The following is a 25,830-nucleotide window of genomic DNA, read 5'->3' as shown; positions in this document are numbered from 1 at the left end:
TGTACAGCTCAGTCGAGCCCGTACACCCGCCGCGCGTTCCCCGCCGCCACCATCCCCGCCACCCGCTGCGCGTCCGCCAGCGACCACGCCCCCTCCGCGACCCAGCCGCCGAGCACCCTGGCGAGGGCCTCGCGGAAGAGGCGGGCGCCCACGACGTGCAGTTCGGGCAGACCGTGGGCGCCGCTGGAGAAGAGGATCTTGCCGAAGGGGGCGAGTTCCAGGATCTCGGCGAGGATCGTGGCCGCGCGGGCGCCGGTGCGGACGAGGGCGGCGCCGGAGTCGGCGTAGACGTGCGGGAAGACACCGGCCAGATGGGCGGCGTGCCGGTGGTACGGGTAGCCGTGCAGCAGGATCAGGTCGGTGCCCAGGCCTGCCGTGGCGCGGACGAAGTCCGTGAGCAGCACCGGATCGGTACGGTCGATGCGCAGACCCGGCGCCCCCAGTCCCGCGTGCAGTTGCAGCGGCAGCCCCGACGCCACCGCGATCCACAGCAGATGCCGTAGCAGCACGGGGTCGCTCAGCTCGCCGCCGACCCTGCGCGCCGCCAGCCAGCGCCCCGCCGCGCCCCGCACTTCACCCGGCCCCGGCGGCTCGGGCGCCAGTGCGAGACCGTGCCGTACGCCCGCGACCGAGGTGAAGGCCACCGCGTTCACGGCGGCGCCGTGCACCGACTCGGCGAGGTTGGCAAGGAAGGACTCGACGGTGCCCGAGGTGTCGGCGACCTGTTCGGCGAGAAGCTCCAGGCGCACGATCTCATGGGCCCGGGCGGAGGCGGTGGACGCCATCTCCGGGGGGCCGGTGAGGTCGCCGGGCAGGCCCGTGTCGATCAGATACGTAGTGATGCCGCTGCCCCGCAGCAGACGCCGGGCCGCCTCCAGTACGCCGAGTTCACGACGCCGGGCCAGATAGCGGGCGGGCGCGCAGTGCGGTTCCAGGCCCAGCAGAGGGGGGCACCAGCGACGTACGGCGAAACCCGTCTGGGTGTCGAAGAGGGTGGTGCCGGGCGCGGGCGGGCCCTCGGTTCGGGCCAGCTGGGCCTCGAAGGTGCCGAGGCCCAGCTCGGTGCGCAGTACGCCGTGGCAGTACTGGTCCACCAGGGACGGCGTGTCGATCATCCGGCTCTCCCCGTGAGTGGACGTGTCCTACACGTCCTAACGGGTGAACCGGGGACTTGGTGTTGCGAAAAGGGGACCGATCAGCCGCCGATTTGGATGCCGGCCATGCGCTTCCATTCGTAGGGCCCGGTCTCCACCTTCGCGGCGAACTCGCCGTCGAAGGATTCGTGGCGGGTGATCCCGGCCTTCTCCACCGCCTGCTCGGCGAGCTCGTACGACGGTGCGACCAGGTCGCCCCAGCCGCCGTCCTCGCCCACGAGCACGATGCGGGCGCCGCGCTGTCCGATGTACGCGACCTGGGCCTCGGCGCCGCCGTGGGACTTCGCGAAGGAGTTGATCTGCTTGGCCAGCTTGGCCACCTTGTCTGCCATAGCCAGGATGCTACCGACGAGTAGCCAAAACGGCCAGCACAGGAACGACTAGCGCAGGAAGGGGTCCACCGCGACGGCGACGAACAGCAGCGACACGTAAGTGATCGACCAGTGGAACAGGCGCATCTCCTTGAGCTTGCCGCCCGTCGCCTCCGCCTTCGCGCGGTTCTGCAGCGCGTGCGCCTCCCACAGCCACCAGCCGCCCGCGCCCAGCGCGACCGCGGTGTAGAACCAGCCCGTGTAGCCGAGCGGCGTCAACAGCAGCGACACCGCGACCATCACCCAGCTGTAGATGACGATCTGCTTGGCGACGACCTTGTTCGAGGCGATGACCGGGAGCATGGGCACGCCCACGCGCGCGTAGTCGTCCTTCACCTTCATGGACAGCGGCCAGTAGTGCGGCGGCGTCCAGAAGAAGATGACCAGGAAGAGGATGAGCGGGGCCCAGGAGAGGGAGTTCGTGACCGCGGACCAGCCGATCAGCACCGGCATACAGCCCGCGATGCCGCCCCACACGATGTTCTGCGAGGTACGGCGCTTGAGGATCATCGTGTAGACGACGACATAGAAGAGGAGCGCGCCGAGGGAGAGCCAGGCCGACAGCCAGTTGACCGTGAGGCCGAACAGCAGGGTGGAGACGACCGCCAGGGTGATGCCGAAGGCGAGGCACTCGCGGGGGCTGACCATCCCGGTGACCAGCGGGCGCTGCGAGGTGCGGTCCATGAGCGCGTCGATGTCACGGTCGATGTACATGTTCAGCGCGTTGGCGCCACCGGCGGAGAGGTAGCCGCCGACGCAGGTGAGGAGCACCAGACCGAGGTCGGGCACGCCCTGCTCGGCCAGGAACATCACCGGAACGGTGGTGATGAGCAGCAGCTCGATGATCCGCGGCTTGGTAAGCGCCACGAACCCCATGACCCGGGCCCTGATCGGCCGCCGGCTCGGGCTCTGGCTCGTCCCGATAATCCCCGCTGGACGGGATTCAACGGCCGTCACGCACACCCCTGACAGAGACATCCCAGCAAGCCTCCCCGTGTGAAGTCCCGGTAAAGGCTCGCGCGTACCACGCCACTGTAGACGTTGCCCAGACCCGGACATTCGCGGGGGTGGGGTCGTGTTGGAGGGGGTGGTCCGGGGGGTCGTCCGACGGGCGCGCGGAAGCTCGATTGAGCACCCGGATGAGCGGCTCCGTATTCACGTGTCGAATGTGGAACGACCCAGTCGGGAGGCACATCCCGGCGACTCCCGGCAGTCTGGGATGAGTCGAAAAAACGCACGTACTTCCGGGGGTAGGCTCGACAACGGCCGGCCGACGCCGAGTACGCCGGCAGCCGGTGGGCGTATGTGCCCGTGACACCGGCAACCGACATGTGGAGAGGAGCCCTGACCCAGGGTGAGCACCAAGCCGACCACCACAGACCTCGAGTGGACCGAGCTGGACCAGCGGGCCGTCGACACCGCCCGCGTCCTGGCCGCCGACGCCGTACAGAAGGTCGGAAACGGCCATCCGGGTACGGCGATGAGCCTGGCCCCCGCCGCCTACACCCTCTTCCAGAAGGTGATGCGGCACGACCCCGCCGACGCCGAGTGGGTCGGTCGCGACCGCTTCGTGCTGTCCGCGGGCCACTCGTCCCTGACCCTCTACACCCAGCTGTACCTGGCCGGCTTCGGTCTGGAGCTGGACGATCTGAAGGCCTTCAGGACGTGGGGTTCCAAGACCCCGGGCCACCCGGAGTACGGCCACACCACGGGCGTCGAGACGACGACCGGCCCGCTGGGCCAGGGTGTCGCCAACGCGGTCGGCATGGCGATGGCCGCCCGCTACGAGCGCGGGCTGTTCGACCCGGAGGCCGCCGAGGGCACCTCCCCCTTCGACCACTTCGTCTTCGCCATCGCCGGTGACGGCTGCCTCCAGGAGGGCATCTCCGCGGAGGCGTCCTCGCTGGCCGGCCACCAGCGGCTCGGCAACCTGGTCCTGCTGTGGGACGACAACCACATCTCGATCGAGGGCGACACCGAGACGGCCGTCTCCGAGGACGTCTGCAAGCGGTACGAGGCGTACGGCTGGCATGTGCAGCGGATCGCCCCGAAGCCGGACGGCGACCTCGACCCGCACGCCATCTACAACGCGATCGAGGCCGCGAAGCAGGTGACGGACAAGCCGTCCTTCATCGCGATGCGCTCGATCATCGCCTGGCCCGCCCCGAACGCGCAGAACACCGAGGCCGCCCACGGCTCGGCGCTCGGCGACGACGAGGTGGCGGCCACCAAGCGCGTCCTCGGCTTCGACCCGGAGCAGTCCTTCGAGGTGGCCGACGAGGTCATCGCCCACACCCGGGCGGCCCTTGAGCGGGGCGCCCAGGCGAAGGCCGAATGGGAGAAGTCCTTCCAGCTGTGGCGGGACAACAACCCCGAGCGCGCCGCCGAGTTCGACCGCATCAGCAAGGGCGAGCTGCCCACCGGCTGGGAGGAGAAGCTCCCGGTCTTCGAGCCCGGCAAGGGCGTCGCCACCCGCGCCGCGTCCGGCAAGGTGCTCCAGGCGCTCGGCGCGGTGATCCCGGAGCTGTGGGGCGGCTCGGCCGACCTGGCCGGCTCCAACAACACGACGATCGACAAGACGTCGTCGTTCCTGCCCGCGGACAACCCGCTGCCGGAGGCGGACCCGTACGGCCGCACGATCCACTTCGGTATCCGCGAGCACTCCATGGCCGCGGAGATGAACGGCATCACCCTGCACGGCAACACGCGTGTCTACGGCGGCACGTTCCTGGTGTTCTCCGACTACATGCGCAACGCCGTCCGCCTGTCGGCGCTGATGCACCTGCCGGTGACGTACGTCTGGACGCACGACTCCATCGGTCTGGGTGAGGACGGCCCCACCCACCAGCCGATCGAGCACCTGGCGTCGCTGCGCGCCATCCCCGGTCTCAACGTGGTCCGTCCGGCGGACGCCAACGAGACCGCGATCGCCTGGCGCGAGATCCTCAAGCGCTACACGAAGGAGTTCGGCAAGGGCGCCCCGCACGGGCTCGCGCTGACCCGTCAGGGCGTGCCGACGTACGAGGCCAACGAGGACACCGTCCGCGGTGGTTACGTGATGTTCGAGGCGGAGGGCGGCGAGCCGCAGGTCGTGCTCATCGCGACCGGCTCCGAGGTGCACATCGCCGTCGAGGCGCGCGAGCAGCTCCAGGCGTCCGGCGTGCCGACGCGGGTCGTGTCCATGCCCTCGGTGGAGTGGTTCGAGGAGCAGGACCAGGGGTACCGGGACAGCGTTCTGCCGCCGGCCGTCAAGGCGCGGGTGGCGGTCGAGGCCGGGATCGGTCTGACCTGGCACAAGTACGTCGGGGACGCGGGTCGCATCGTTTCCCTGGAGCACTTCGGTGCTTCGGCGGACGGCAAGGTCCTTTTCCGGGAGTACGGCTTCACTGCCGAGAACGTGGCGGCCGTCGCGCGGGAATCCCTCGCCGCGGCCCAGCGCTGACGCTCATATACGAGACGTAGGAGTTTGATTTTCCATGACAGACGCATTGAAGCGCCTCTCCGAGGAGGGCGTCGCGATCTGGCTGGACGACCTGTCGCGCCAGCGCATCACGTCCGGCAACCTCGCCGAGCTGATCGACCAGCAGCATGTCGTCGGTGTCACCACCAACCCGACGATCTTCCAGAAGGCGATCAGCGAGGGTCACGGTTACGACCAGCAGGTCGCCGACCTCGCCGCCCGCAAGGTGACGGTCGAAGAGGCGATCCGCATGATCACCACGGCGGACGTCCGTGACGCCGCCGACATCCTGCGCCCGGTCTTCGACGCCACCGGCGGTCAGGACGGCCGGGTCTCCATCGAGGTCGACCCGCGGCTCGCGCACGACACGCGTGCGACCGTCGCCGAGGCCAAGCAGTTGGCCTGGCTGGTCGACCGTCCGAACACCCTGATCAAGATCCCGGCCACGCGGGCCGGCCTCCCGGCGATCACCGAGGTCATCGGCCTCGGCATCAGCGTCAATGTCACGCTGATCTTCTCGCTGGAGCGCTACCGCGAGGTCATGGACGCCTACCTGGCCGGTCTGGAGAAGGCCAAGGAGCGCGGCCTGGACCTCTCCCTCATCCGCTCCGTCGCGTCCTTCTTCGTGTCCCGCGTGGACACCGAGATCGACAAGCGGCTCGACGCCCTCGGCACCGACGAGGCCAAGGCCGCCCGCGGCAAGGCCGCCGTCGCCAACGCGCGCCTCGCCTACGAGGCGTACGAGGAGGTCTTCTCCTCGGACCGCTGGAGCGCGCTGGAGAACGCGGGCGCCAACAAGCAGCGTCCGCTGTGGGCGTCGACCGGCGTGAAGGACCCGGCCTACAAGCCGACCCTCTACGTCGACGACCTGGTCGCCCCGAACACCGTCAACACCATGCCCGAGGCCACCCTCCACGCCACGGAGGAGAAGGGCGAGATCACCGGTAACTCCGTCGCCGGCACCTACGCGCAGGCCCGCGCCGACCTCGACGCGGTCGAGAAGCTCGGGATCTCCTACGACGACGTGGTGCAGCTGCTGGAGGACGAGGGCGTCGAGAAGTTCGAGGCGTCCTGGAACGACCTGCTCAAGTCGACCGAGGCGGAGCTGGAGCGCCTCGCCCCCTCGGAGGGCTGATCCCTTGCCACCCTTCAACGTCACTGAAGCGAACCCGCTTCGTGACGCCGCCGACCGACGGCTCCCGCGTATCGCGGGGCCGTCGGGCCTGGTGATCTTCGGCGTTACGGGCGATTTGTCACGTAAAAAGCTGATGCCCGCCGTGTACGACCTCGCCAACCGGGGTCTGCTGCCGCCGGGCTTCTCGCTGGTCGGGTTCGCCCGCCGCGAGTGGGCGAACGAGGACTTCGCACAGGAGGTCCACGACGCGGTCAAGGCACATGCCCGCACGCCCTTCCGCGAGGAGGTCTGGCAGCAGCTCATCCAGGGGATGCGCTTCGTGCAGGGCACCTTCGACGACGACGATGCCTTCGAGCGGCTGCGCTCGACCATCGAGGAGCTGGACAAGGCCCAGGGCACGGGCGGCAACTTCGCCTTCTACCTCTCGGTGCCCCCGCGCTCCTTCCCGGTGGTCATCCAGCAGCTGAAGAAGCACGGCCTCGCCGACCAGACGCCGAGTTCCTGGCGCCGCGCGGTCATCGAGAAGCCGTTCGGCCACGACCTGAAGTCGGCCGAGGAGCTCAACAAGGTCGTGCACGAGGTCTTCGCCCCGGACCAGGTCTTCCGTATCGACCACTACCTGGGCAAGGAGACCGTCCAGAACATTCTGGCGCTGCGCTTCGCCAACACGATGTTCGAGCCGATCTGGAACCGGTCCTTCGTGGACCATGTGCAGATCACCATGGCCGAGGACATCGGCATCGGCGGCCGGGCCGGCTACTACGACGGCATCGGCGCCGCCCGTGACGTCATCCAGAACCACCTCCTCCAGCTGATGGCCCTGACCGCCATGGAGGAGCCCGCCTCCTTCGACGCGGACGCGCTGGCGGCGGAGAAGACCAAGGTGCTCGGGGCGGTCAGGCTGCCCAAGGACCTGGGCCGCGACACGGTGTTCGGGCAGTACGCGGCCGGCTGGCAGGGCGGTGAGAAGGCGGTCGGCTACCTCCAGGAGGAGGGCATCGACCCCAAGTCGAAGACCGACACCTACGCCGCGGTCAAGCTGTCGGTCGACAACCGCCGCTGGGCGGGTGTCCCCTTCTATCTGCGCACCGGCAAGCGCCTCGGCCGCCGCGTGACGGAGATCGCGGTCGTGTTCCAGCGCGCTCCCCACTCCCCCTTCGACACCACGGCCACAGAGGAGCTGGGCCAGAACGCGATCGTGATCCGCGTCCAGCCCGACGAGGGCGTCACGGTCCGCTTCGGCTCCAAGGTGCCGGGCACCTCGATGGAGATCCGGGACGTGTCGATGGACTTCGCCTACGGCGAGTCCTTCACCGAGTCCAGCCCCGAGGCGTACGAGCGCCTGATCCTCGACGTCCTGCTCGGCGACTCCAACCTCTTCCCGCGCACCGAGGAGGTCGAGCTGTCCTGGAAGATCCTCGACCCGATCGAGGAGTACTGGGACACGCACGGCAAGCCCGCCCAGTACCCGTCCGGTACCTGGGGGCCCGTCGAGGCGGACGAAATGCTCGCACGAGAGGGACGGAGCTGGCGCCGGCCATGAAGATAGACCTCACGGACACCACGGCCAGCAAGATCAACAAGGCGCTGGTGCAGGGGCGACGGGCCATCGGCACACCGGCCGTCGGCATGGTGCTCACACTGGTCATCGTCACGGACGAGGAGAACGCGTACGACGCGCTCAAGGCCGCAGGCGACGCCTCGCGCGAGCACCCCTCGCGCACCCTGGTGGTCATCAAGCGGGTCTCGCGCTCGCCCCGCGACCGTACGACGTCCCGGCTGGACGCCGAGGTGCGGGTGGGCGCGGACGCGGGCACCGGCGAGACGGTGGTGCTACGGCTGTACGGCGAGGTGTCCGACCACGCGCAGTCGGTGGTGCTGCCGCTGCTGCTCCCGGACGCCCCGGTGGTGGTCTGGTGGCCGGTGAACGCGCCGCTCGACCCGGCGAACGATCCGCTGGGCGCGCTGGCCCAGCGCCGGGTGACCGACACCTATGCCTCGGAGCAGCCGGTGCGGGAGCTGTCGTCCCGCGCCGACGCCTACACCCCGGGCGACACCGACCTGTCCTGGACCCGGATCACACCGTGGCGCTCGATGCTCGCGGCGGCTCTGGACCAGGTGGTCTGCGAGGTGAAGGCCGTCGAGGTGGAGGGCGAGGAGTTCAACCCGAGCTGTGAGCTGCTGGCGATGTGGCTCGCGGACCGGCTGGACGTCCCCGTGAAGCGGTCGCTGTCGTCGGGCCCCGGTCTGACGGCGGTCCGTATGGACACCGACTCCGGCCCCATCACACTGGACCGCGCGGACGGCTCCCTGGCGACCCTCTCCATCCAGGGCCAGCCGGACCGCGCGGTCGCGCTGAAGCGGCGCGAGACGGCCGAGCTGATCGCGGAGGAACTGCGCCGGCTCGACCCGGACGACACCTACGCGTCGGCGCTGCGGTTCGGCGTGGAGCGGCTGAGCTCGGTGCCGGCCGCGGCGGTGCGGGGTGCGGGAGCGGCGCAGGCCGCGGAGGCCGCCGTGGCGAAGGCCGTACAGGCCGTGGCGCTGGCGGAGGCCGCGGTGGCGAAGGCCGAGGAGACGCCGGCATCGGAGGCCTCCCCGGAATCTTCGACACCCTCGGATTCTCCGGCCAAAGGAGAATCGGCCGGGGCTTCCGGACAGTCCGAGGCCTCCGGAAAGTCAGAGCCTGCCGGGAAATCCGAGGCTTCCGGCGAAGCCGATGAGAAAGAAGAAGCGGCGGCGCAGGAACCGTTGAAGAAGGCGGCGGCGAAGTGAGTACCCCGCAGCTCGTCGTGCACCACGACAAGGAGCTGATGGCACAGGCCGCGGCGGCCCGGCTGATCACGAAGATCGTGGACGCGCAGGCCTCCCGGGGCTCGGCGTCCGTGGTCCTCACCGGCGGGCGCAACGGCAACGGCCTGCTGGCCGCGCTGGCTGCCGCGCCCGCGCGGGACGCGATCGACTGGGGCCGTCTCGACCTGTGGTGGGGCGACGAGCGGTTCCTGCCCGAGGGCGATCCCGACCGCAATGTCACGCAGGCCCGCGAGGCCCTGCTGGACTCGGTGCCGCTGGATCCGAAGCGGGTGCATCCCATGCCCGCGTCGGACGGGCCGTACGGCACGGACGTGGAGGCGGCCGCCGCCGCGTACGCGGAGGAGCTGGCCCGGGCCGCCGGTCCGGAGAACCACGGCTCGGTCCCCACCTTCGACGTCCTGATGCTGGGCGTGGGTCCCGACACCCACGTCGCCTCCCTGTTCCCGGAACTGCCCGCGGTACGGGAGACCCAGCGCACGGTCGTCGGAGTGCACGGCGCCCCCAAGCCTCCGCCGACCCGGGTCACTCTCACGCTCCCCGCGATCCGGGCGGCGCGTGAGGTGTGGCTGCTGGCGGCGGGCGAGGACAAGGCCCAGGCCGCGGCGATCGCCCTGTCGGGCGCGGGCGAGATCCAGGCGCCGGCGGCGGGGGCCCGCGGTCGTTCCAGGACCCTGTGGCTCCTGGACTCGGCGGCGGCTTCGCAGTTGCCGCGGTCGTTGTATCCGCCCGCGTCCCCTTGACGCAACGGCATGAGAACGCCGGGCCCCCTCAACGGGGCCCGGCGTTCTCATGCTTCACGCTGTCTTGGGGAACTCGTACTCCTGCCAGTCATCGGGCTCTTCCTGAATCCGCTTCAGAAGGTCCGCGAAGACCTCGCCCTCGAAGAGCAGTCCGTTGTAGTCGACCGGGATACGCACGTCATTGATGACCGCGGTGGGCGTGCCCGGCCCCTCGGGCTCCTCCTTGCCTCCCGCGCGTTCGTAGGCCTTCTCGGAGGCCGTGACGAAGGCGCGGTACTTCATGGTCTTGACGGCGGAGTCGAACGCCGGACCGCGCAGCCCGTCGACCTGGCCGGCCAGTTCGAGCAGGTAGGCGTCGGTGAACCCGTCGACGGCCTCCTCGGGCTGGTTGTCGTACAGCACCCGGTGGTACTCCGCGAACTTGCCCTCTTCCAGCGCGGCCCGCAGGGCGTTGACCGCCTTCTTGGAGCCACTGCCGCCGACCCGGTCGTCGAGGAACGAGGCCAGCGTGTACTGGGCGTATACCTTCCGCCGCACCACCGCCTCCCGCAACTCCGGCGCGGCGCCGGTGGTCTCGAACTCCTCGCAGACGGGGCAGCGCGGATCCTCGTAGAGATGCACGGCGACGGCGGCCGACGGATCCCCCACCACGATGGTCGTACCGTCCGCCGCCAGCTTCTCCGACACCTCGTCCAGGCCCTCGTAGGGCACCCTGCGTTCACCGCAACCCGCGAGCGACATTCCCAACATGATCACCGTGGCCGCCACAGCGGTCGCCCGATGTCTCATCCCCACCCCTGACCTCCCCTTGAGTCAGCGAGAGGATAAGGCAGCCCGTGCGGAAATCGGACAGCAGGGCCTACTTCACCGAACCCGCCATCACCCCCTGCACAAAGTGCCGCTGGAACGCGAAGAACACCACGACCGGCACCACCAGCGACACGAACGCCCCCGGCGCCAGCACATCGATGTTGCTGCCGAACTGCCGTATCTGTGACTGGAGTTCAACGGTCAACGGCTGCGAAGCGCTGTCGGCGAACAGCAGTGCCACCAGCATGTCGTTCCACACCCACAGGAACTGGAAGATGGCGAGCGAGGCGATGGCCGGGCGCCCCACCGGAAGCACCAGCCGCGTGAAGATCCGCCACTCACTCCCCCCGTCCATCCGCGCCGCCTCCAGCATCTCCTTCGGCATCTCGGCGAAGTAGTTCCGCAGCAGGAACACCGCGAACGGCAGCCCGTACGCCACATGGAAGAGGACGACGCCGGGAATCGTGCCGAACAGCCCGAGCTGGCCGAAGAGTTTGGCGACCGGGAGCAGCCCGATCTGCACCGGCACCACGAGCAGCGCCACGACCAGCAGGAAGAGCGCCTCGCGGCCGGGGAAGTCCAGCCAGGCGAAGGCGTATCCGGCGAGCGCCGCGAGGACGACCACCAGCAGGGTCGTCGGCACCGAGATCAGCACGGTGTTCCAGAAGGCCTGGCTGATCCCGGCATTGACCAGCAGCGCCGAGTAGTTGTCGAAGGACAGCTGGCCGGGGCTGGTGAACACGGTCCACCAGCCGCCGCTCGCCGTCTCCTCGGCGGACCGCAGGGAGGAGAGGAACAACCCGGCCAGCGGGGTCAGCCACACCAGCCCGATCACCACGAGGAACGCCTGGACCAATCCATTGCCCAGGCCCCGCCTGACCGCGTTCATCGCTGACTCCTTCGGAAACGGCGGACGTTGAAGACCATCGCCGGAATGACCAGCAGCAGAAGCAGGACACCCAGCGCGCTGCCGAGCCCCTGGTTGTTGCCACCGCCGAACGACACCAGCCACATCTGCGTCGCGAGCACGGTCGCGTCCTCCTGCACGGGACCGGGCGCGATGATGTAGACGAGGTCGAAGACCTTCATGACGTTGATGACGAGGGTGACGAAGACGACCGTCAGCACCGGTGCCAGCAACGGCACCGTGATCTTCCGGAAGATCTGCCACTCGTTCGCCCCGTCCATCCGCGCCGCCTCCAGCGCGTCCCGGGGCAGGGCCGCGAGGCCCGCGCCGATCAGGACCATCGCGAAGCCGGTCCAGATCCACAGATACGCCCCGATGATCGCCGGCGTGACGAGCGTGGGCCCGAGCCAGGAGATGCCCTCGTAGGGGGCGGCGAAGTTGGAGGCCGGCAGCTTCACCGTGTACGAACCGTCGTCCAGCCCGTCGAAGCGGAAGGAGCCGTCGGACGCGGTGGTCGTCGAAGCGACCGTCTGCCCGGCGCGCGACGCCTCGACCGTCATCTCCGGCAGCCCGTTCTCGCGCTGGTCGACCTTGCCCTGCTCCCCTCCCCCGCCGGGCGTGAAGTCGAGGTACACGACACCGCGCAGCTCACCGGGGCCGGCCTTCTGCCCCGCCGCCTGGTACGCCGGTTCGGTGCCGTCGGGCAGGTCGTCGGGGAGGACACCGACCAGGCCGAGGGTGAGCGCGTCACCCGGGGACACGCTCGCGCTGGTGCGGTACGAGCCGTCCGGGTCCTTCGTCAGTCCCTGTCCGTCGCGTGCCCGGGCCGTCGGATAGGTCGACGTGCCCTGGAAGGCGTCGTGCACGGAGACGACGGCGGCGTTCAGCACGCCCTTGTCGGGGTCCTCGTCGTAGGCGAGGCGGAAGATGATGCCGGCAGCGAGGAAGGACACGGCCATCGGCATGAACAGCAGCAGTTTGAAGGCCGTCGCCCAGCGGACCTTCTCCACCAGCACGGCCAGGATCAGCCCGAGTCCGGTGAGCAGGGCGGGGGCCACGACGACCCAGATCGTGGTGTTGCGGATGGCCTTGAGGGTGGCGGGGTCGCGGAACATCTCCGCGTAGTTCTCCCCGCCCACGAACCGGCTGCCGGACGCGTCGAAGAAGCTGCGTCCGACCGAGAACAGCACCGGATACACGACCAGCGCGCCCAGCAGGAGCAGCGCGGGGAAGACGAAGAGGAGCGCGATGATCCGGGCGCGCCGCCGCGAGCGCCGGGCACGTTCCCTGCCCGGGCTCACGGCGGCCCCCCGGCTCGCCTCATTCACGAGAGTGGCGGTCATATCGAATCAGCCCTGGTACGCCTTGGCCGCCGCGGCCTCCAGCTTCGCCGCGGTCCCCTTCGGGTCGGACGGGTCGCGCAGGAAGTCCTGGAGGAGCTTCCACTCGCCCGCGCCCTTGGTGCCGCCGAACGCCGCCGGGGCCTGGTCGGACATGTCGAAGCGGACCGAGTCGCCCGCGGAGACGAGGGACTTGGCGGTCGCGCGGGTGACGTCGTCGCCGTAGGAGGCGAGGTCGACGTTCTTGTTCGGGGAGAGGAAGCCGCCGGCCTCCGCCCACACCGCCGCGGCCTCCGGCGTCGCCAGGTACTCCAGGAGCGCCATGCCGGCCTTCTGGTTCTTGCCGTCCTTCAGGACGACGGCCGCGTCACCGCCGCTGACCACGGGCGCCTTGCCGCCGCCGACCGCCGGGAAGGGGAAGAAGTTCGCGTCCTCGCCGATCTTCTTGCCGAACTGGTCCTTGGCGACGCCCGCGACGAAGTCGCCTTCGTAGACCATGCCGGCCTCGGGCTTCGGCCCGAACACCTTCTCCACCGAGCCCGGGAAGTCGGTGTTCAGGGCGCCCTTCTGGCCGCCCGCGATCAGCTGCTTGTCCTTGAACAGCTTGCCGAGGGTGGTGAGCGCCTCGACGACGGACGCGTCGGTCCACTTCAGCTGGTGCGCGGCGAGCGCGTCGTACTTCTCGGGTCCTGCCTGGGAGAGGTAGACGTTCTCGAACCAGTCGGTGAGGGTCCAGCCGTCCTGTCCGGCGACCGAGAACGCGGCGAGTCCGGAGTCGGAGACGGTGCCGCCGGCCTTCAGCATGTCGTCGTATGTCTTCGGCGCCTCGACGCCGGCCTGGGCGAGGGCGTCGGGGCTGTACCAGACGGTCGACTTGTGGGCGGCCTTGAAGTAGAGGCCGTAGAGGGTGTCGTCGACGCTGCCGTAGGTCTTCCACACGGGGGCGAAGTTGGCGTCCACGGACTTCTGGGCGGCACCGGACAGCGGCTTGAGCCAGCCGCTCTCCGCGAACTGCTTCAGCACGCCGACCTGCGGGACCATCACCACGTCGGGGGCGTTGCCGCCCTCGATCTTGCTGCCCACGACCGTGGAGACATTGTCGCCGGTGGAGGTGAACTGGGTCTTGGCGCCGGTCTTCTCGGTGAAGGCGTCCAGCACCTTCTGGAAGTTCTTCTGCTCACTGCCGGACCAGACACCGGCCACGTTGACCGTCTGGCCGCTGAGCGCCTTGTCGCCACCGCCGGCGGAGACGGGCCCGCCGCCGCAGGCGGTCGCGCCGAGTGCCAGGACGAGTCCGGTGCAGCCGGTGAGCAGGGTGGTACGTCGTCGCATCATCGTTGATGACCCTTCGGGATGGGGAACTTGCGGAGGTCGGGAAAGTCAGCGGTCGTTGATCCACCAGGCGGCGGTGGAGCCGGGCAGGACCCCGGCCGGGCAGGGACCGCTGGACAGCAGGGGGGTGCCGGAGACCGGCGCGGGCATGGGCGCCGTACCGAAGTTGACGGCGCAGACCACGCCGTCGCCGCGCTCGAAGGCCAGGACGCCGGGTGGACTGTCCAGCCAGCGCAGCGAGCCCTCGCCCAACTGCGGCAGTCCGGCGCGCAGTTGGAGGCCGTCGCGGTACAGGTGCCAGAAGGAGCGGGTGTCGGCGAGGGCGCGGTCGGTGGCGTACTCGGCGAAGTACTCGGGCTGCGGCAGCCACGGCTTGGCGCTCTCCGCGCCGGAGGTGAAGCCGAAGGGGGACGCCTGTCCCGACCAGGGCAGCGGCACCCGGCAGCCGTCGCGGATCCGGGCCCGGCTGCCGGTGCGGCGGAAGATCGGGTCGGTGAGCACGTCGTCGGGCAGGTCGACGACCTCGGGCAGACCCAGTTCCTCGCCCTGGTAGATGTACGCGCCTCCGGGCAGCGCCAGCATCAGCAGCGCGGCGGCGCGGGCGCGGGCGGCGCCGAGGCCGCTGCCCTCGGTGGCGGGCTCGCCGTAGCGGGTGACGGTGCGGACCTGGTCGTGGTTGTTGAGGACCCAGGTGACCGTGGAGCCGGTGCCGGCGATGTCCTGCATGGCCTCGGAGATGACCTTGCGGAAGGCGTCGGCCTCCCAGGGGGCGCTGAGCAGGTCGAAGAAGAACGCCTGGTGGAGTTCGTCGGAGCGGACGTACAGGGCGTGTTCGCGGGCGGTGGGGACGGAGACCTCGCCGACGAGGAGGCGCTCATGCCCGTCGCGGGCGGTGTACTCCTCGCATATGGAGCGCCACTTGCGCCACACCGCGTGCACCTCGGGCTGGTTCCAGGCGAGCGGATTGACCGAGTCGCGGGTGCGGGCGTCGGCCTCCGGGTCGTCGGAGTCGGGCAGTTCCGGGTGCTTGTAGAGGCCGGCGGCGACGTCGATGCGGAAGCCGTCGATGCCCCGGTCGAGCCAGAAGCGCAGGATCCGGTCGAACTCGGCGCCGATCTCCGGATTGCGCCAGTTCCAGTCGGGCTGCTCGGGCGCGAACATGTGCAGGTACCACTGGCCGGCCTGTCCGTCCGCCTCGGTCACCCGGCTCCAGGCGGGGCCGCCGAACATGGAGTGCCAGTTGTTGGGCGGTTCCTCGCCGGCGATCCCCCGGCCGTCGGCGAAGTGGAAGCGGGCGCGGGCCGCGCTGCCGGGCTCGGCGGACAGGGCCTCCTCGAACCACGGGTGCTCGCTGGAGCAGTGGTTGGGGACGATGTCGAGCAGCACCTTGATCCCGAGCCGCCGGGCGGCCGCGACGAGCAGATCGAACTCGGCGAGGTCGCCGAAGAGCGGGTCGACGTCGCAGTAGTCGGCCACGTCGTAGCCGTGGTCGTGCTGCGGGGAGGGATAGAAGGGGCTCAGCCAGATCCCGTCCACCCCGAGCTTCTTGAGATACGGCAGCCCGGCCCGGACCCCGGCGAGATCGCCGACACCGTCGCCGGTGCTGTCGAGGAAGCTGCGGACGTAGACCTGGTAGATCACCGCGTCACGCCACCAGTGGTACTTACTCAGCATGCATGCATGTTAAGTAGCGGTTTCAGGAGGGTGTCAATGAACTGGACGCAAGCTACTGCCGGGTTGACGCGTCAAAAACGGGCATAGTTAGACGAAATCCACGAAGATGAGACGTCGCCGTTACTTAACAAGTAACTAGTCAGCGTTCGAGCTGCTTCAGCGCGCGACGGCGTCCAGCTCCCGCGCCAGCCTCCGCACCGCCGCCTCGGGCGTCTCGTGCCCGGTCATCGCGTCACGCACGACCGCCTGCACCACCAGGCTGACCTGGTCGTAGCGCGGGCTCTTGGGGCGCGGCGCGGCCGTGCGCACGCTCTCGCGCAGGGTCGGCAGATACGGGAACTCCCGCACCAGCGCCGGATCCTCGTACAGGTCGGCCCGCACGGGCGGCAGGGCACCACGCGTGAGGACCTGCCGCTGGACCCGCTCACTGGTCAGATACGCCAGCAGCCGCGCGGCCGAGTCGGGGTGTCTGGCGTGGCTGCTGACGGCGAGATTGGAACCGCCCAGCACACTCGTCCCGGGCCCGTCAGGACCCGGCAGCGGTACGGCGCCGATCTTCCCGGCGACCGGCGTCCCCTTGGCCGACGCGCCGACATACGCGTAGGGCCAGTTGCGGAGGAACAGCAGGCCCCCGTCCTGGAAGGCCTGCTTGGACTCCTCCTCCTTGTAGGTGAGCGCCCGCTTCGGGATCCAGCCCTCGCGCACACCCCGGGCGAGGAAGTCGATGCCGTCGCGGGCCGCCATGGAGTTGACGGTGACCCGCTCGCCCTCGTCGCCGAGGATCGAGCCGCCCGCCGAGTAGACGGCCTCGGCGGCGTTGACGGTGAGGCCCTCGTACGGCAGGAACTGGCCCGCGTAGCCGTCGAGGCCGTACTTGGGCGCGACGGTCTTCGCCTGTTTCTCCAGCTCGGCCCAGGTGCGCGGCGGGTCGAGGCCCTCCTTGGCGAGGATGTCCTTGCGGTACAGGAGCAGGCCGGCGTTGGTGACGTACGGGACCGCGTACAGCTGTCCGTCATAGGTCGCCGTGTCCACGACCGGCGGCAGGAAGGTGTCCAGCGGGAAGCGGTCGCGCGCGAGCGGACGGATCCAGCCCTGCGCCGCGAACTCCGAGGTCCAGTTGACGTCGATGTTGAGGATGTCGAACCGGCTGCGGTCGCCGCCGCGCAGATCGGTCGTCATCTGCGCATGGGTCTCGTCGGCGGAGTCGGGCAGCTCGACGAGGCTGACCCGCTCGTCGGGGTGGGTACGGTTCCAGCCCTCCAGGACGGAGCTGAGATAACCGGTGAGATCCCCGGCGGTGGCGAGGGTCAAGGGCCCCCTGCCGCCCGCGGGACCCTCGTGGGCACGGGCCCCGGAGGCCGCGTAGCCGGTCAGGATCACGACGAGGACGAGAAGGCCCCTACCGGCGGCGTGGATCCACCGCATAGGTTCCTCCCTGTACAACTGGCACCTGGCATCTTTGCCGGGGGTCAGAGGCCATGTATACCTGTTAGGTATGCGGGATACTAGGCCCTGCGGCACATTAGCTCGGGATGTGGGAGGAGAGCACGAGTGCGGCTGTCTCTCCTGGCCCTGCTGGCGCGTGGCCCGGCCCACGGGTATGAGCTGAAGCAGGACCTTGAGCAGATGCTGGGCTCCGCGTACCCTCAGCCGAACGTCGGCCAGATCTATGTGACCCTCGGCCGCCTCGAGAAATCGGGGCTGATAGAGGGCGAGGACGTAGAGCAGTCGAGCCGGCCCAACAAGAAGGTCTACCACCTCACGGACGCCGGGCGTGAGGCGCTGCGCGTCTGGTTCGAGGAGACCGAGGACGAGCCGCGGGTGCGGGACGAGTTCTTCATGAAGCTGGCCGTCGCCTCGCAGACCGGTCTCGCCGACCAGATCACCCTGATCAACAAGCAGCGGCGTCAGTATCTGAACACCATGCGTCAACTGTCGAAGCTGGCCGCCGCCGAGGACCGGGACAACCGCATCGCCCATCTGCTGATCGAGGGCGCGATGCTGCACCTTCAGGCCGATCTCGACTGGCTGGAGCGGTGCCAGGAAGAGCTGGAGGAGCTGGAGTGAGCGACGATTCCGCTCCTGGGCCGGGCGCCGACGGGCGTCCTGCGGTGACCGCCGAGAGCCTTGCGCTGCGCGCCGAGGGCCTGGTCAAGACGCATTACGGCGAGGGCGCCCCGGCGCATGCCGTGCGGGGTGTGGACCTTTCCGTCCGGCGGGGCGAGTTCGTGGCCGTCACCGGTCCGTCCGGTGCCGGTAAGTCGACTCTGCTGCATCTGCTGGGCGGGTTGCAGCGCCCGGACAGCGGCGGCATCTGGCTGGACGGCGAGTGCGCCGACGCGTGGAGCGAGGCCCGCTGGGCTGTGGAGCGCAGGAAACGCATCGGGATCGTCTTCCAGTTCTTCAACCTGGTCTCCAACCTGTCCGTCGCCGACAATGTCGAGCTGCCCGCGCTGCTGGCCGGCGTCCCGCCGAAGCGGGCCCGAGTCGAGCGCACGGAGCTGCTCGCCGAGCTGGGGCTCAAGGGCAAGGAGCGCAGCATGCCGGGCGAGCTGTCCGGCGGTGAGCAGCAGCGGGTCGCGCTGGCCCGGGCCCTGGTGAACCGGCCTCCGCTGCTGCTGGCCGACGAACCCGCCGGCAGCCTGGACAGCAAGGGCACCCGCGAGGTGATGCGGCTGCTGTCCCGCTTCCATCAGCGCGGCCAGACGATCGTGCTGGTCACCCATGACGCCCGGCTCGCGAGCGCCGCGGACCGGGTGATCAGCTTCTTCGACGGCCGTATCGCCGACGACGCCGAACTCGACGGCGGCACGCCACCGCGCCGGGCCGGGACCTCGGGCGTGCTGGAGCTGAGGGACTCTCCGGTGTCCGGGCCGAGGGGCTGAGGTCCGTGCGAGCCACCTTGCGCTGGGCGCACTCCGATCTGCGCACGCACCGCGGCGAGGCGCTGTTCCTGGTGCTGGCCACGGCCGGGATCGTCGTCTCGCTGCTGCTGGCCACGGCCCTCTTCGGCTACGCCACCAACCCCTGGCAGCGCGTCTTCACCCAGGCGCGCGGCGCGCACGTATGGCTGCACACCGGCGCCTCGGCGGACACCGGGAAACTGGCCGGACTCGACGAGGTCGTCGAGTCCGTCTCGGGCCCCTACCCCACCGCGTCCACCACCCTCGCCGCCCGGGGCACCCGCGCCTCCGTCGAACTGCGCGGCACCTCCGAGCGCCCCGCCGTCGGCCGCCCGCTGGTGACCGCCGGCCACTGGCTCGACCCCGCCGACCCCGACGGCGTGGTCCTGGAGACCCGCCTGGCCCGGGCCCTGCTGGCCGCTCCCGGCGACACCGTCACCCTGCCCGGCACCACCCGGACCCTGACCGTCCTCGGCATCGCCGACAGCGCCGAGCCGCGCTACCGGGCGGGCGAGCAGGCGGGCCTCGTCTGGGCGCAGCCGTCCGCCGTACGCAACCCGGGCGGCCAGGTCATCGGGCTGCGCCTGACCGACCCCGACGACACGGACTACGCCGTCCAGCGCGCCGTCACCGTGCTGGGTGCCGGCGCGGTCACCGAGGTCTCCACCTGGAAGCAGGCCCGCGCCGAGGCGCAGGGCGACAACCGGCTGCTCGGGCAGGTCCTCGGGCTGTTCGGTCTTGGCGCGCTGGTCGCCGCCGGGCTCGCCGTGCACGGGGCGATCGGCACCCGGATCCGCGGTCATCTGCGGGACATCTCGGTGCTGAAGGCGATCGGCTTCACGCCGGGCCAGGTGGTCCGCGTCTTCCTGCTCCAGCATCTCGCGTACGCCCTGCTGGGCGCCGTGGCCGCCGCGGCCGTCATCCAGGGCCTGGGCAGCTGGATCCCTGGCCGGCTCGGGGATGCGGTCGGGGTGTGGCAGGGGCTGCCCGGGCACACCTTGGTGCTGTTCGTGGTGCCGGTCGGAGCGGTGCTGTTCATCGGCGCGACCACCGGGCTCGCGGCGTGGCGGGCGGGGCGGGTGCCCCCGGTGCCCGTGCCGCGGCGCGCGGCTCCGCTGGGCGGACGGCTCTCGGCCGCGGCCCGGCAGGCGCTCGGGCTACGGCTGCCGCCCGCGCTGGTCCTGGGCTGGCACCGGGCGTTCAACCGGCGGCCGCGGTCGCTGGCCACGGTCGCCCGGCTCGCGCTGCCGCTGCTGCTGATCGTGGTGGCGATGAGCGCCTGGACCACCATCGACCGCTTCGAGAACCGACCCGAACAGATCGGCCTCCCGACCACGCTCACGGCCCACGCTTCCGGCCTCGCCGACGACGACGCCCGCACCCTGCTGGAACGCGATCCGCAGGTCGCCGCCGCCTACCCGGGCGTCGAGGTGGCCGCCCTGGTCCCCGGCCAGACCGCCACGATCGCGCTGCGCGGCGTCGGCACCCACCAGGACCCCTACCCGTACGCCCTCGCCGAGGGCCGCGCCGCCCAGGGCCGCGACGAGGCGGTGGCTGGGCAGGGGCTGCTGGAACTGCTGGACGTGAAGGTCGGAGACTGGGTCCGGATGACCGTCGGCGACCAGCCGCAGATCCTGCACATCGTCGGCCGCAGCCTAGAACCGGAGAACGCCGGCCGGGTCATCTCCACCTCCCTGGACACCCTCCGCGAGAACGACCCCGGCCTCGGCCCCACCCTCTACGAACTCCGGCTGCCCCCCGGCGCCGACCCGGCCGACGTCGCCGACCGCCTCACCGACACCGGTCAGGGACGCCTCGACATCCACGCCGTACCGAACCCCGCCGACGGGCTCTCGCCCCTGCGCGGAGTCGTCGTCGGTCTGATCGCCGTGCTCGCCCTGATCGGGCTCATCGAACTGCTCACCGCGATCGGCGGCACGGTCCGCGAGGGCGAGCGCGACCTGCTGGCCCTCAAGGCCATCGGCCTCTCCCCACGCCAGATCACCGCGATCACCGTCGCCTCCACCGCCTGCACCGCCTTGGCCGCCGTCGTTCTCGGCACCGCCCTGGGCACCCCCCTCGCGCACTGGCTCATCGACACCCAGGGCAGTTCGAGCGGCATCGGCTCGGGCATCGCCCAGGGCCCGTCCGTCGCCCTTCTGCTGCTGTTCGGAGCGGCGGCGGTGCTGGGCGCGGCCACCCTCGCCGCGGTCCCGGCGTCACGCGCGGCACGCCGACGACTCGCGGACACCTTGAGCGCGGTGGCCTGAGCGAGGTCAGCCGTTGGTAGGGATTCCTGCGGGTCGTGTACAGGTTGCCCCGCGGCGGTACGAAGCCGTTCGGCGCGTTCGGCGATGACGGCGGGGCCGGCACCGGGCCGGGCAGACGGCCACGGTCACTGCCGTCCGCGCAGCTCCCGGTACTTGGCGACGAGCGCCCGCGTCGACGCGTCCAGCCCCGGCACCTCGGCCCCTTCGGTCAGCGCAGGCTCGACCCGCTTGGCGAGGACCTTGCCGAGCTCCACGCCCCACTGGTCGAAGGAGTCGATGTTCCACACCGCGCCCTGCACGAACACCTTGTGCTCGTACAGCGCGATCAACTGCCCCAGCACGGACGGCGTCAGCTCACGCGCGAGGATCGTGGTCGTCGGATGGTCGCCCTTGAACGTCTTGTGGGTCACCAGTTCCTCCGGCACCCCCTCGGCCCGCACCTCCTCCGGCGTCTTGCCGAACGCCAGCGCCTGTGTCTGGGCGAAGAAGTTCGCCATCAACAGGTCGTGCTGCGCCTTGAGTTCCTCGCTCATCTCGGCGACCGGCTCGGCGAAGCCGATGAAGTCCGCCGGGATCAGCTTGGTGCCCTGGTGGATCAACTGGTAGTACGCGTGCTGCCCGTTGGTGCCGGGCGTGCCCCACACCACCGGCCCGGTCTGCCAGTCGACCTCCCGCCCGTCCCGGCCGACGTACTTGCCGTTGGACTCCATGTCCAACTGCTGGAGATACGCGGTGAACTTCGACAGGTAGTGGCTGTACGGCAGCACCGCATGCGACTGGGCGTCATGGAAGTTGCCGTACCAGATGCCCAACAGGCCCAGTAGCAGCGGCACATTGGCCTCGGCGGGCGCGGTGCGGAAGTGCTGGTCGACGGTGTGGAAACCGTCGAGCATCTCCCGGAAGCGGTCCGGGCCGATGGCGATCATCAGCGACAGCCCGATCGCCGAGTCGAACGAGTAGCGCCCGCCGACCCAGTCCCAGAACTCGAACATGTTGACCGTGTCGATGCCGAAGTCGGCGACCTTCTCGGCGTTCGTCGACAAAGCGACGAAGTGCTTGGCGACGGCCTCCGGTCCGGCCTTCAGCTCGCCCAGCAGCCAGTTCCGCGCGGACGTGGCGTTGGTGATCGTCTCGATCGTGGTGAACGTCTTGGACGCGATGATGAACAGCGTCTCGGCCGCGTCCAGGTCGCGGGTGGCCTCGTGCAGGTCGGCGCCGTCGACGTTGGACACGAAGCGGACCGTGAGGTCGCGGTCGGTGAAGCCGCGCAGCACCTCGTAGGCCATCGCCGGGCCGAGGTCGGAGCCGCCGATGCCGACGTTGACGATGTTCTTGATCCGCTTGCCGGTGTGGCCGGTCCAGGCGCCGGAGCGGACCCGCTCGGCGAAGCCGGCCATCTTGTCGAGGACGGCGTGCACACCGGGGACGACGTTCTCCCCGTCGACCTCGACGACCGCCTCGCGCGGGGCGCGCAGCGCCGTGTGCAGCACCGCCCGGTCCTCGGTGGTGTTGATCTTCTCGCCGCGGAACATGGCGTCCCGCAGCCCGAACACGTCCGTCGCGGCGGCCAGCCCGCGCAGCAGCCGCAGCGTCTCGTCGGTGACCAGATGCTTGGAGTAGTCGATGTGCAGGTCACCGACCTGCAGCGTGTACCCGGCTCCGCGGCCCGGGTCGGCTGCGAACAGCTCCCGCAGCCGCACTTCGCCGAGCTCCTCGCGGTGCTTGGCCAGCGCGGTCCACTCGGGCGTCTGGTTGAGCCTGGTACGGCCGTCTGCGTTCATGTCCGACTTCAGCCTTCTTTCGTGCCTGTCCCAGCTGTTCCAACCTAATTGATCAGCGCGGGACGTGAGCTGTCCTGGCGTCGTCGCCCCGGTCAACAACAGGTACGTCCCGCTTGCCCGCGGGTATCAGCGCGGCGAGGGCCAGTACGAAGAAGGCCGCCGTGAGCAGGGGCGGGGTGTTCGGGCCCCAGGCGGTGGCGACGGCACCGCCCAGCAGGGCGCCGAGCGGTACCCCGGCGAACGCCAGCGTCCGGAAGGCCGAGGACACCCGGCCGAGCAGCTCGACGGGGCTGCGCTGCTGCATGAGTGTCGTCGTGTTGACGTTCCACACCATGCCCATGAACCCGAAGACGGTCAGCGCCGCCACCAGCACGGCCAGGCTGCGCACGGTGCCCATGACGATCAGGGCCCCGGTCTGCACGGCGCCCGCGATCAGCACGGCCCGCACCCCGCCCAGCCGCCTCACGATCCAGCCGTTCGCCACTCCCCCGGCCAGACCGCCGATGGTGAACGCCGCACCCGCCGCCGCGAAGCCCGCGGCACCGGCGTCCAGCCACCCGGTGACCAGGACGACCAGGGTGGCGATCTGGGCACCCATGCCGATGTTGCACAGGGCGGTGGCGGCGCACAGCCCTCTCAGCGCCCGGTCGCGCCACAGCGTGCGCAGCCCCTCCCCGATCTCCCGGCGCAGGGTGCTGCCCGCGGGGGCCGGCGTCCGCTCGGGCCCCCCGGTCCGCAGCGAGGCCACGAGCGCGGCCGCGATCAGGAAGGTGGCGGCGTCGGCGGCGAAGGGGACGGCGGCCCCCGCGACCAGCAACAACGGCACGGCCGGCCCGCCCACCAGTCCGCCCGCGATGCGCTGCCCGGTCATCAGCCGGGCGTTCGCGCTGCCGAGCGCGTCACGGTGCACCAGGGCGGGGAGCAGGGCCGTGGAGGCGTTGTCGAACAGGGTCTGGAGCGCCGTCAGGGTGAAGGCCAGCGCGAGGAGCAGGCCGATCGAGGCGTGCCCGAGGGCCACGAGCACGGCGAACGCGGCGACCAGCAGTCCCCGTAACGCGTCCACCGTCCACATCGCGCGTCGCTGGTCCACCCGGTCGGCGATGGCGCCGCCGAGCAGTCCGAAGACGATCCAGGGCAGATAGCCGCAGGCGGTGACCGCGGCGATCAGCAGCGGCCGGTCCGTCAGTGTGACGGCGAGGAGCGGCAGGGCGGCCGTACGCAGGGAGTCTCCGAAGCTGGAGAGTATGGCGGCGCTCCACAGCCGTCCGAATCCACCGCGCCACGCCGGAGCGCGCACACCCACCGTCTCAGCCGTCGCCACAGCTCCCCCTCACGGTCCGTCCGTCCATCGATCCGTTCGCGAATGATCGATACACAAACCGTAGAGGGCGCCACTGACAATCGGTCCCCGAGCGGGGTCCGGGCAGTGCGTCAGACAGGTCCGGCCAGGCACCCATGGGTACCTGGCCGGTCCTCAATTCCTAGATCTCGCCCCGCAGTTTGGCGAGCGCCTCGGCGAGGATCGCCTCGCCGTCCGCGTCGCTGCGTCGTTCCCGTACATACGCGAGGTGCGTCTTGTAGGGCTCGGTGCGCGGCGGGTCCGGCGGGTTGTCCCGGTCCTGCCCGGCGGGGAAGCCGCAGCGCGGGCAGTCCCAGGTGTCGGGAACCTGCGCGTCGCTGGCGAAGCTGGGCTGGGTCTCATGCCCGTTGGAGCACCAGAAGGAGATGCGCAGCCGGGGCGCGGACTCGCCCCGCTCGGCCTCGCCCATCGGCCCCGCCCCGACCCGGCTTCCTCGGATCGCGTTGCCACTTGCCACGGTCGTAACTCCCTGCGTGATGGTGCCGCAAAGCGAGTCGGCGTTTCGCTTCGCTGCGAGCGCCTCAGTCTACGTAAGGCCCAACGCGCGTCCAGTGATTGTGGTTACAGAGCCCCTACACCAAGACGCAAGCCCCATGATAGGCGGCGCTCAGCTGCGCGTACCGAACATGGGGCCTTACGTATGGATTGTGCGTGCGGTCAGTTGTTGACCTTCATCATGATGCCGAGTACGACAATGCACGCGAACCAGAGCAGACCGACCACCACGGTGATCCGGTCGAGGTTGCGCTCGGCGACCGAGGAGCCGCCGACGGACGACTGCATGCCGCCACCGAACATGTCGGAGAGGCCGCCGCCCTTGCCCTTGTGCATCAGCACCAGCAGCATCAGCAGCCCGCTGAAGACCATCAGGGCGATCGAGAACCCCATAACCACGGCTGGACCAACTTCCTCGGATCTGGATGGACGACAGGGGCACAGCCTCCAGGCTGTGCCCCCGCAAGGGTACGACGGATCGCCGCTACCGCATACTCACTGGTCGCGGAAGCGCACGATCTTGACGAACTCGTCGGCGTCCAGCGAGGCACCGCCCACCAAGGCACCGTCGATGTCGGCCTTCGCCATGATCTCGGCGACATTGCCCGACTTCACGGAGCCGCCGTACTGGATGCGGACCTGGTCGGCCAGCTCCTGCGTGTACAGCTCGGCGAGCTTGGCGCGGATGGCGGCGCAGACCTCCTGCGCGTCGTCGGCGCCGCAGACCTTGCCGGTGCCGATGGCCCACACGGGCTCGTAGGCGATCACGACGGACTCGGCCTGCTCGGCCGGGAGGTCCTTCAGACCGCCCTCGACCTGGGCGAGGGTGTGGGAGACGTGGTTGCCCGCCTCGCGGACCTCCAGCTCCTCGCCGACGCACAGGATCGGGGTCAGACCGTGCTTGTAGGCGGCCTTGACCTTGGCGTTGACGATCTCGTCGGTCTCCGCGTGGTACTGGCGGCGCTCGGAGTGGCCGATCGCCACGTACGTGCACTTCAGCTTGGCCAGCATCGGACCGGAGATCTCGCCGGTGTAGGCACCGGAGTCGTGCGCCGAGATGTCCTGGGCGCCGTACTTGATCTTCAGCTTGTCGCCGTCGACCAGGGTCTGCACGGAGCGCAGGTCGGTGAAGGGCGGCAGGACGGCGACCTCGACCGCGTCGTAGTCCTTGTCGGCCAGGGCGAAGGCGAGCTTCTGGACGTGCGCGATGGCCTCGAGGTGGTTGAGGTTCATCTTCCAGTTGCCCGCCATCAGCGGCATGCGCCCAGGGGAATTAGATGCAGC

At 70.1% G+C, this 25,830-nt stretch carries 22 protein-coding genes; 8 read left to right on the top strand and 14 right to left on the bottom strand.

All coding sequences use genetic code 11. The features are described from left to right. Nucleotides 1-8 precede the first annotated feature (8 nt). The 3 genes from IE325_RS16415 to IE325_RS16405 form a co-directional block, all read right to left on the bottom strand. Entirely contained in the window at nucleotides 9-1,115 is a 1,107-nt protein-coding gene (locus IE325_RS16415; RefSeq protein ID WP_190070637.1) for an amidohydrolase family protein, read from the bottom strand. Nucleotides 1,116-1,195: 80 nt separating this feature from the next. Continuing rightward, nucleotides 1,196-1,486: a hypothetical protein gene (locus tag IE325_RS16410; RefSeq protein ID WP_190070636.1), complete on the bottom strand. Its 291-nt coding sequence runs from the start codon at nucleotides 1,484-1,486 to the stop codon at nucleotides 1,196-1,198. Nucleotides 1,487-1,534: 48 nt separating this feature from the next. Continuing rightward, nucleotides 1,535-2,488 carry a heme o synthase gene (locus IE325_RS16405; RefSeq protein ID WP_190070831.1) on the bottom strand — a complete coding sequence of 318 codons (954 nt, stop codon included), beginning with the start codon at nucleotides 2,486-2,488 and terminating at the stop codon, nucleotides 1,535-1,537. A gap of 391 nt (nucleotides 2,489-2,879) precedes the next feature. Here IE325_RS16405 and tkt point away from each other — a divergent pair, with 391 nt between their 5' ends. Genes tkt through pgl form a run of 5 tightly spaced genes read left to right on the top strand, consistent with a single transcriptional unit; the run spans nucleotide 2,880 to nucleotide 9,674 of the window. Then, on the top strand, nucleotides 2,880-4,967 hold the full coding sequence (gene tkt, locus IE325_RS16400) for a transketolase (protein WP_190070635.1): 2,088 nt from the start codon (nucleotides 2,880-2,882) through the stop codon (nucleotides 4,965-4,967). A 34-nt stretch (nucleotides 4,968-5,001) separates the two neighbouring features. Then, the gene (gene tal / locus IE325_RS16395) at nucleotides 5,002-6,120 is read left to right on the top strand and encodes a transaldolase (protein ID WP_190070634.1); all 1,119 of its coding nucleotides are present in this window, start codon (nucleotides 5,002-5,004) and stop codon (nucleotides 6,118-6,120) included. 4 nt (nucleotides 6,121-6,124) lie between these two features. Beyond that, entirely contained in the window at nucleotides 6,125-7,663 is a 1,539-nt protein-coding gene (zwf, locus tag IE325_RS16390; protein WP_190070633.1) for a glucose-6-phosphate dehydrogenase, read from the top strand. Continuing rightward, the gene (gene opcA, locus IE325_RS16385; protein ID WP_190070632.1) at nucleotides 7,660-8,895 is read left to right on the top strand and encodes a glucose-6-phosphate dehydrogenase assembly protein OpcA; all 1,236 of its coding nucleotides are present in this window, start codon (nucleotides 7,660-7,662) and stop codon (nucleotides 8,893-8,895) included. The genes zwf and opcA overlap by 4 nt, the downstream gene beginning before the upstream one ends. After that, the gene (gene pgl / locus IE325_RS16380) at nucleotides 8,892-9,674 is read left to right on the top strand and encodes a 6-phosphogluconolactonase (protein ID WP_190070631.1); all 783 of its coding nucleotides are present in this window, start codon (nucleotides 8,892-8,894) and stop codon (nucleotides 9,672-9,674) included. Before opcA ends, pgl begins: the two co-directional genes overlap by 4 nt. Before the next feature lie 54 nt (nucleotides 9,675-9,728). On the opposite strand, the gene IE325_RS16375 is transcribed toward pgl, so the two are convergent. The 6 genes from IE325_RS16375 to IE325_RS16350 form a co-directional block, all read right to left on the bottom strand. Next, complete coding sequence (locus IE325_RS16375) at nucleotides 9,729-10,424, bottom strand: DsbA family protein (RefSeq protein ID WP_373315182.1); 696 nt, start codon at nucleotides 10,422-10,424, stop codon at nucleotides 9,729-9,731. A gap of 109 nt (nucleotides 10,425-10,533) precedes the next feature. Next, the gene (locus IE325_RS16370) at nucleotides 10,534-11,373 is read right to left on the bottom strand and encodes a carbohydrate ABC transporter permease (protein ID WP_190070629.1); all 840 of its coding nucleotides are present in this window, start codon (nucleotides 11,371-11,373) and stop codon (nucleotides 10,534-10,536) included. After that, nucleotides 11,370-12,734 carry an ABC transporter permease gene (locus IE325_RS16365; protein WP_190070628.1) on the bottom strand — a complete coding sequence of 455 codons (1,365 nt, stop codon included), beginning with the start codon at nucleotides 12,732-12,734 and terminating at the stop codon, nucleotides 11,370-11,372. Before IE325_RS16365 ends, IE325_RS16370 begins: the two co-directional genes overlap by 4 nt. A 6-nt stretch (nucleotides 12,735-12,740) precedes the next feature. Then, entirely contained in the window at nucleotides 12,741-14,066 is a 1,326-nt protein-coding gene (locus tag IE325_RS16360; RefSeq protein WP_190070627.1) for an ABC transporter substrate-binding protein, read from the bottom strand. 45 nt (nucleotides 14,067-14,111) lie between these two features. Further along, nucleotides 14,112-15,737 carry a glycoside hydrolase family 13 protein gene (locus IE325_RS16355; protein WP_190070626.1) on the bottom strand — a complete coding sequence of 542 codons (1,626 nt, stop codon included), beginning with the start codon at nucleotides 15,735-15,737 and terminating at the stop codon, nucleotides 14,112-14,114. Nucleotides 15,738-15,893: 156 nt separating this feature from the next. Beyond that, on the bottom strand, nucleotides 15,894-17,162 hold the full coding sequence (locus IE325_RS16350; RefSeq protein WP_190070625.1) for an ABC transporter substrate-binding protein: 1,269 nt from the start codon (nucleotides 17,160-17,162) through the stop codon (nucleotides 15,894-15,896). 126 nt (nucleotides 17,163-17,288) lie between these two features. On the opposite strand from IE325_RS16350, the gene IE325_RS16345 reads away from it, so the two are divergent. From IE325_RS16345 to IE325_RS16335, 3 genes are read left to right on the top strand one after another with little or no spacing between them, the layout of a single operon-like run. After that, the gene (locus IE325_RS16345; protein ID WP_190070624.1) at nucleotides 17,289-17,804 is read left to right on the top strand and encodes a PadR family transcriptional regulator; all 516 of its coding nucleotides are present in this window, start codon (nucleotides 17,289-17,291) and stop codon (nucleotides 17,802-17,804) included. Nucleotides 17,805-17,848: 44 nt separating this feature from the next. Beyond that, on the top strand, nucleotides 17,849-18,622 hold the full coding sequence (locus IE325_RS16340; protein ID WP_190070830.1) for an ABC transporter ATP-binding protein: 774 nt from the start codon (nucleotides 17,849-17,851) through the stop codon (nucleotides 18,620-18,622). Nucleotides 18,623-18,627: 5 nt separating this feature from the next. Further along, entirely contained in the window at nucleotides 18,628-20,910 is a 2,283-nt protein-coding gene (locus tag IE325_RS16335; RefSeq protein ID WP_190070623.1) for an FtsX-like permease family protein, read from the top strand. 125 nt (nucleotides 20,911-21,035) lie between these two features. Here IE325_RS16335 and pgi read toward each other — a convergent pair whose 3' ends face one another. The 5 genes from pgi to tpiA all read right to left on the bottom strand — a co-directional run bounded on the left by pgi (nucleotide 21,036) and on the right by tpiA (nucleotide 25,797). Beyond that, on the bottom strand, nucleotides 21,036-22,691 hold the full coding sequence (pgi, locus tag IE325_RS16330; RefSeq protein WP_190070622.1) for a glucose-6-phosphate isomerase: 1,656 nt from the start codon (nucleotides 22,689-22,691) through the stop codon (nucleotides 21,036-21,038). A 52-nt stretch (nucleotides 22,692-22,743) separates the two neighbouring features. After that, on the bottom strand, nucleotides 22,744-24,012 hold the full coding sequence (locus tag IE325_RS16325; RefSeq protein ID WP_190070621.1) for an MFS transporter: 1,269 nt from the start codon (nucleotides 24,010-24,012) through the stop codon (nucleotides 22,744-22,746). Between the two features lie 160 nt (nucleotides 24,013-24,172). Beyond that, complete coding sequence (locus IE325_RS16320) at nucleotides 24,173-24,508, bottom strand: RNA polymerase-binding protein RbpA (protein ID WP_003957010.1); 336 nt, start codon at nucleotides 24,506-24,508, stop codon at nucleotides 24,173-24,175. A gap of 200 nt (nucleotides 24,509-24,708) precedes the next feature. After that, a complete protein-coding gene (gene secG, locus IE325_RS16315; RefSeq protein WP_190070829.1) occupies nucleotides 24,709-24,939 on the bottom strand; it encodes a preprotein translocase subunit SecG in 231 nt (76 codons plus the stop codon). 102 nt (nucleotides 24,940-25,041) lie between these two features. Next, nucleotides 25,042-25,797: a triose-phosphate isomerase gene (tpiA, locus tag IE325_RS16310; RefSeq protein ID WP_229911848.1), complete on the bottom strand. Its 756-nt coding sequence runs from the start codon at nucleotides 25,795-25,797 to the stop codon at nucleotides 25,042-25,044. Nucleotides 25,798-25,830 lie beyond the last annotated feature (33 nt).

The sequence above is a fragment of the Streptomyces lanatus genome (assembly GCF_014655715.1).
GTDB lineage: Bacteria > Actinomycetota > Actinomycetes > Streptomycetales > Streptomycetaceae > Streptomyces > Streptomyces lanatus.
The sequence above is the reverse complement of the archived record's forward strand: the minus strand, read 5'-3'. Positions and strand labels throughout refer to the sequence as shown.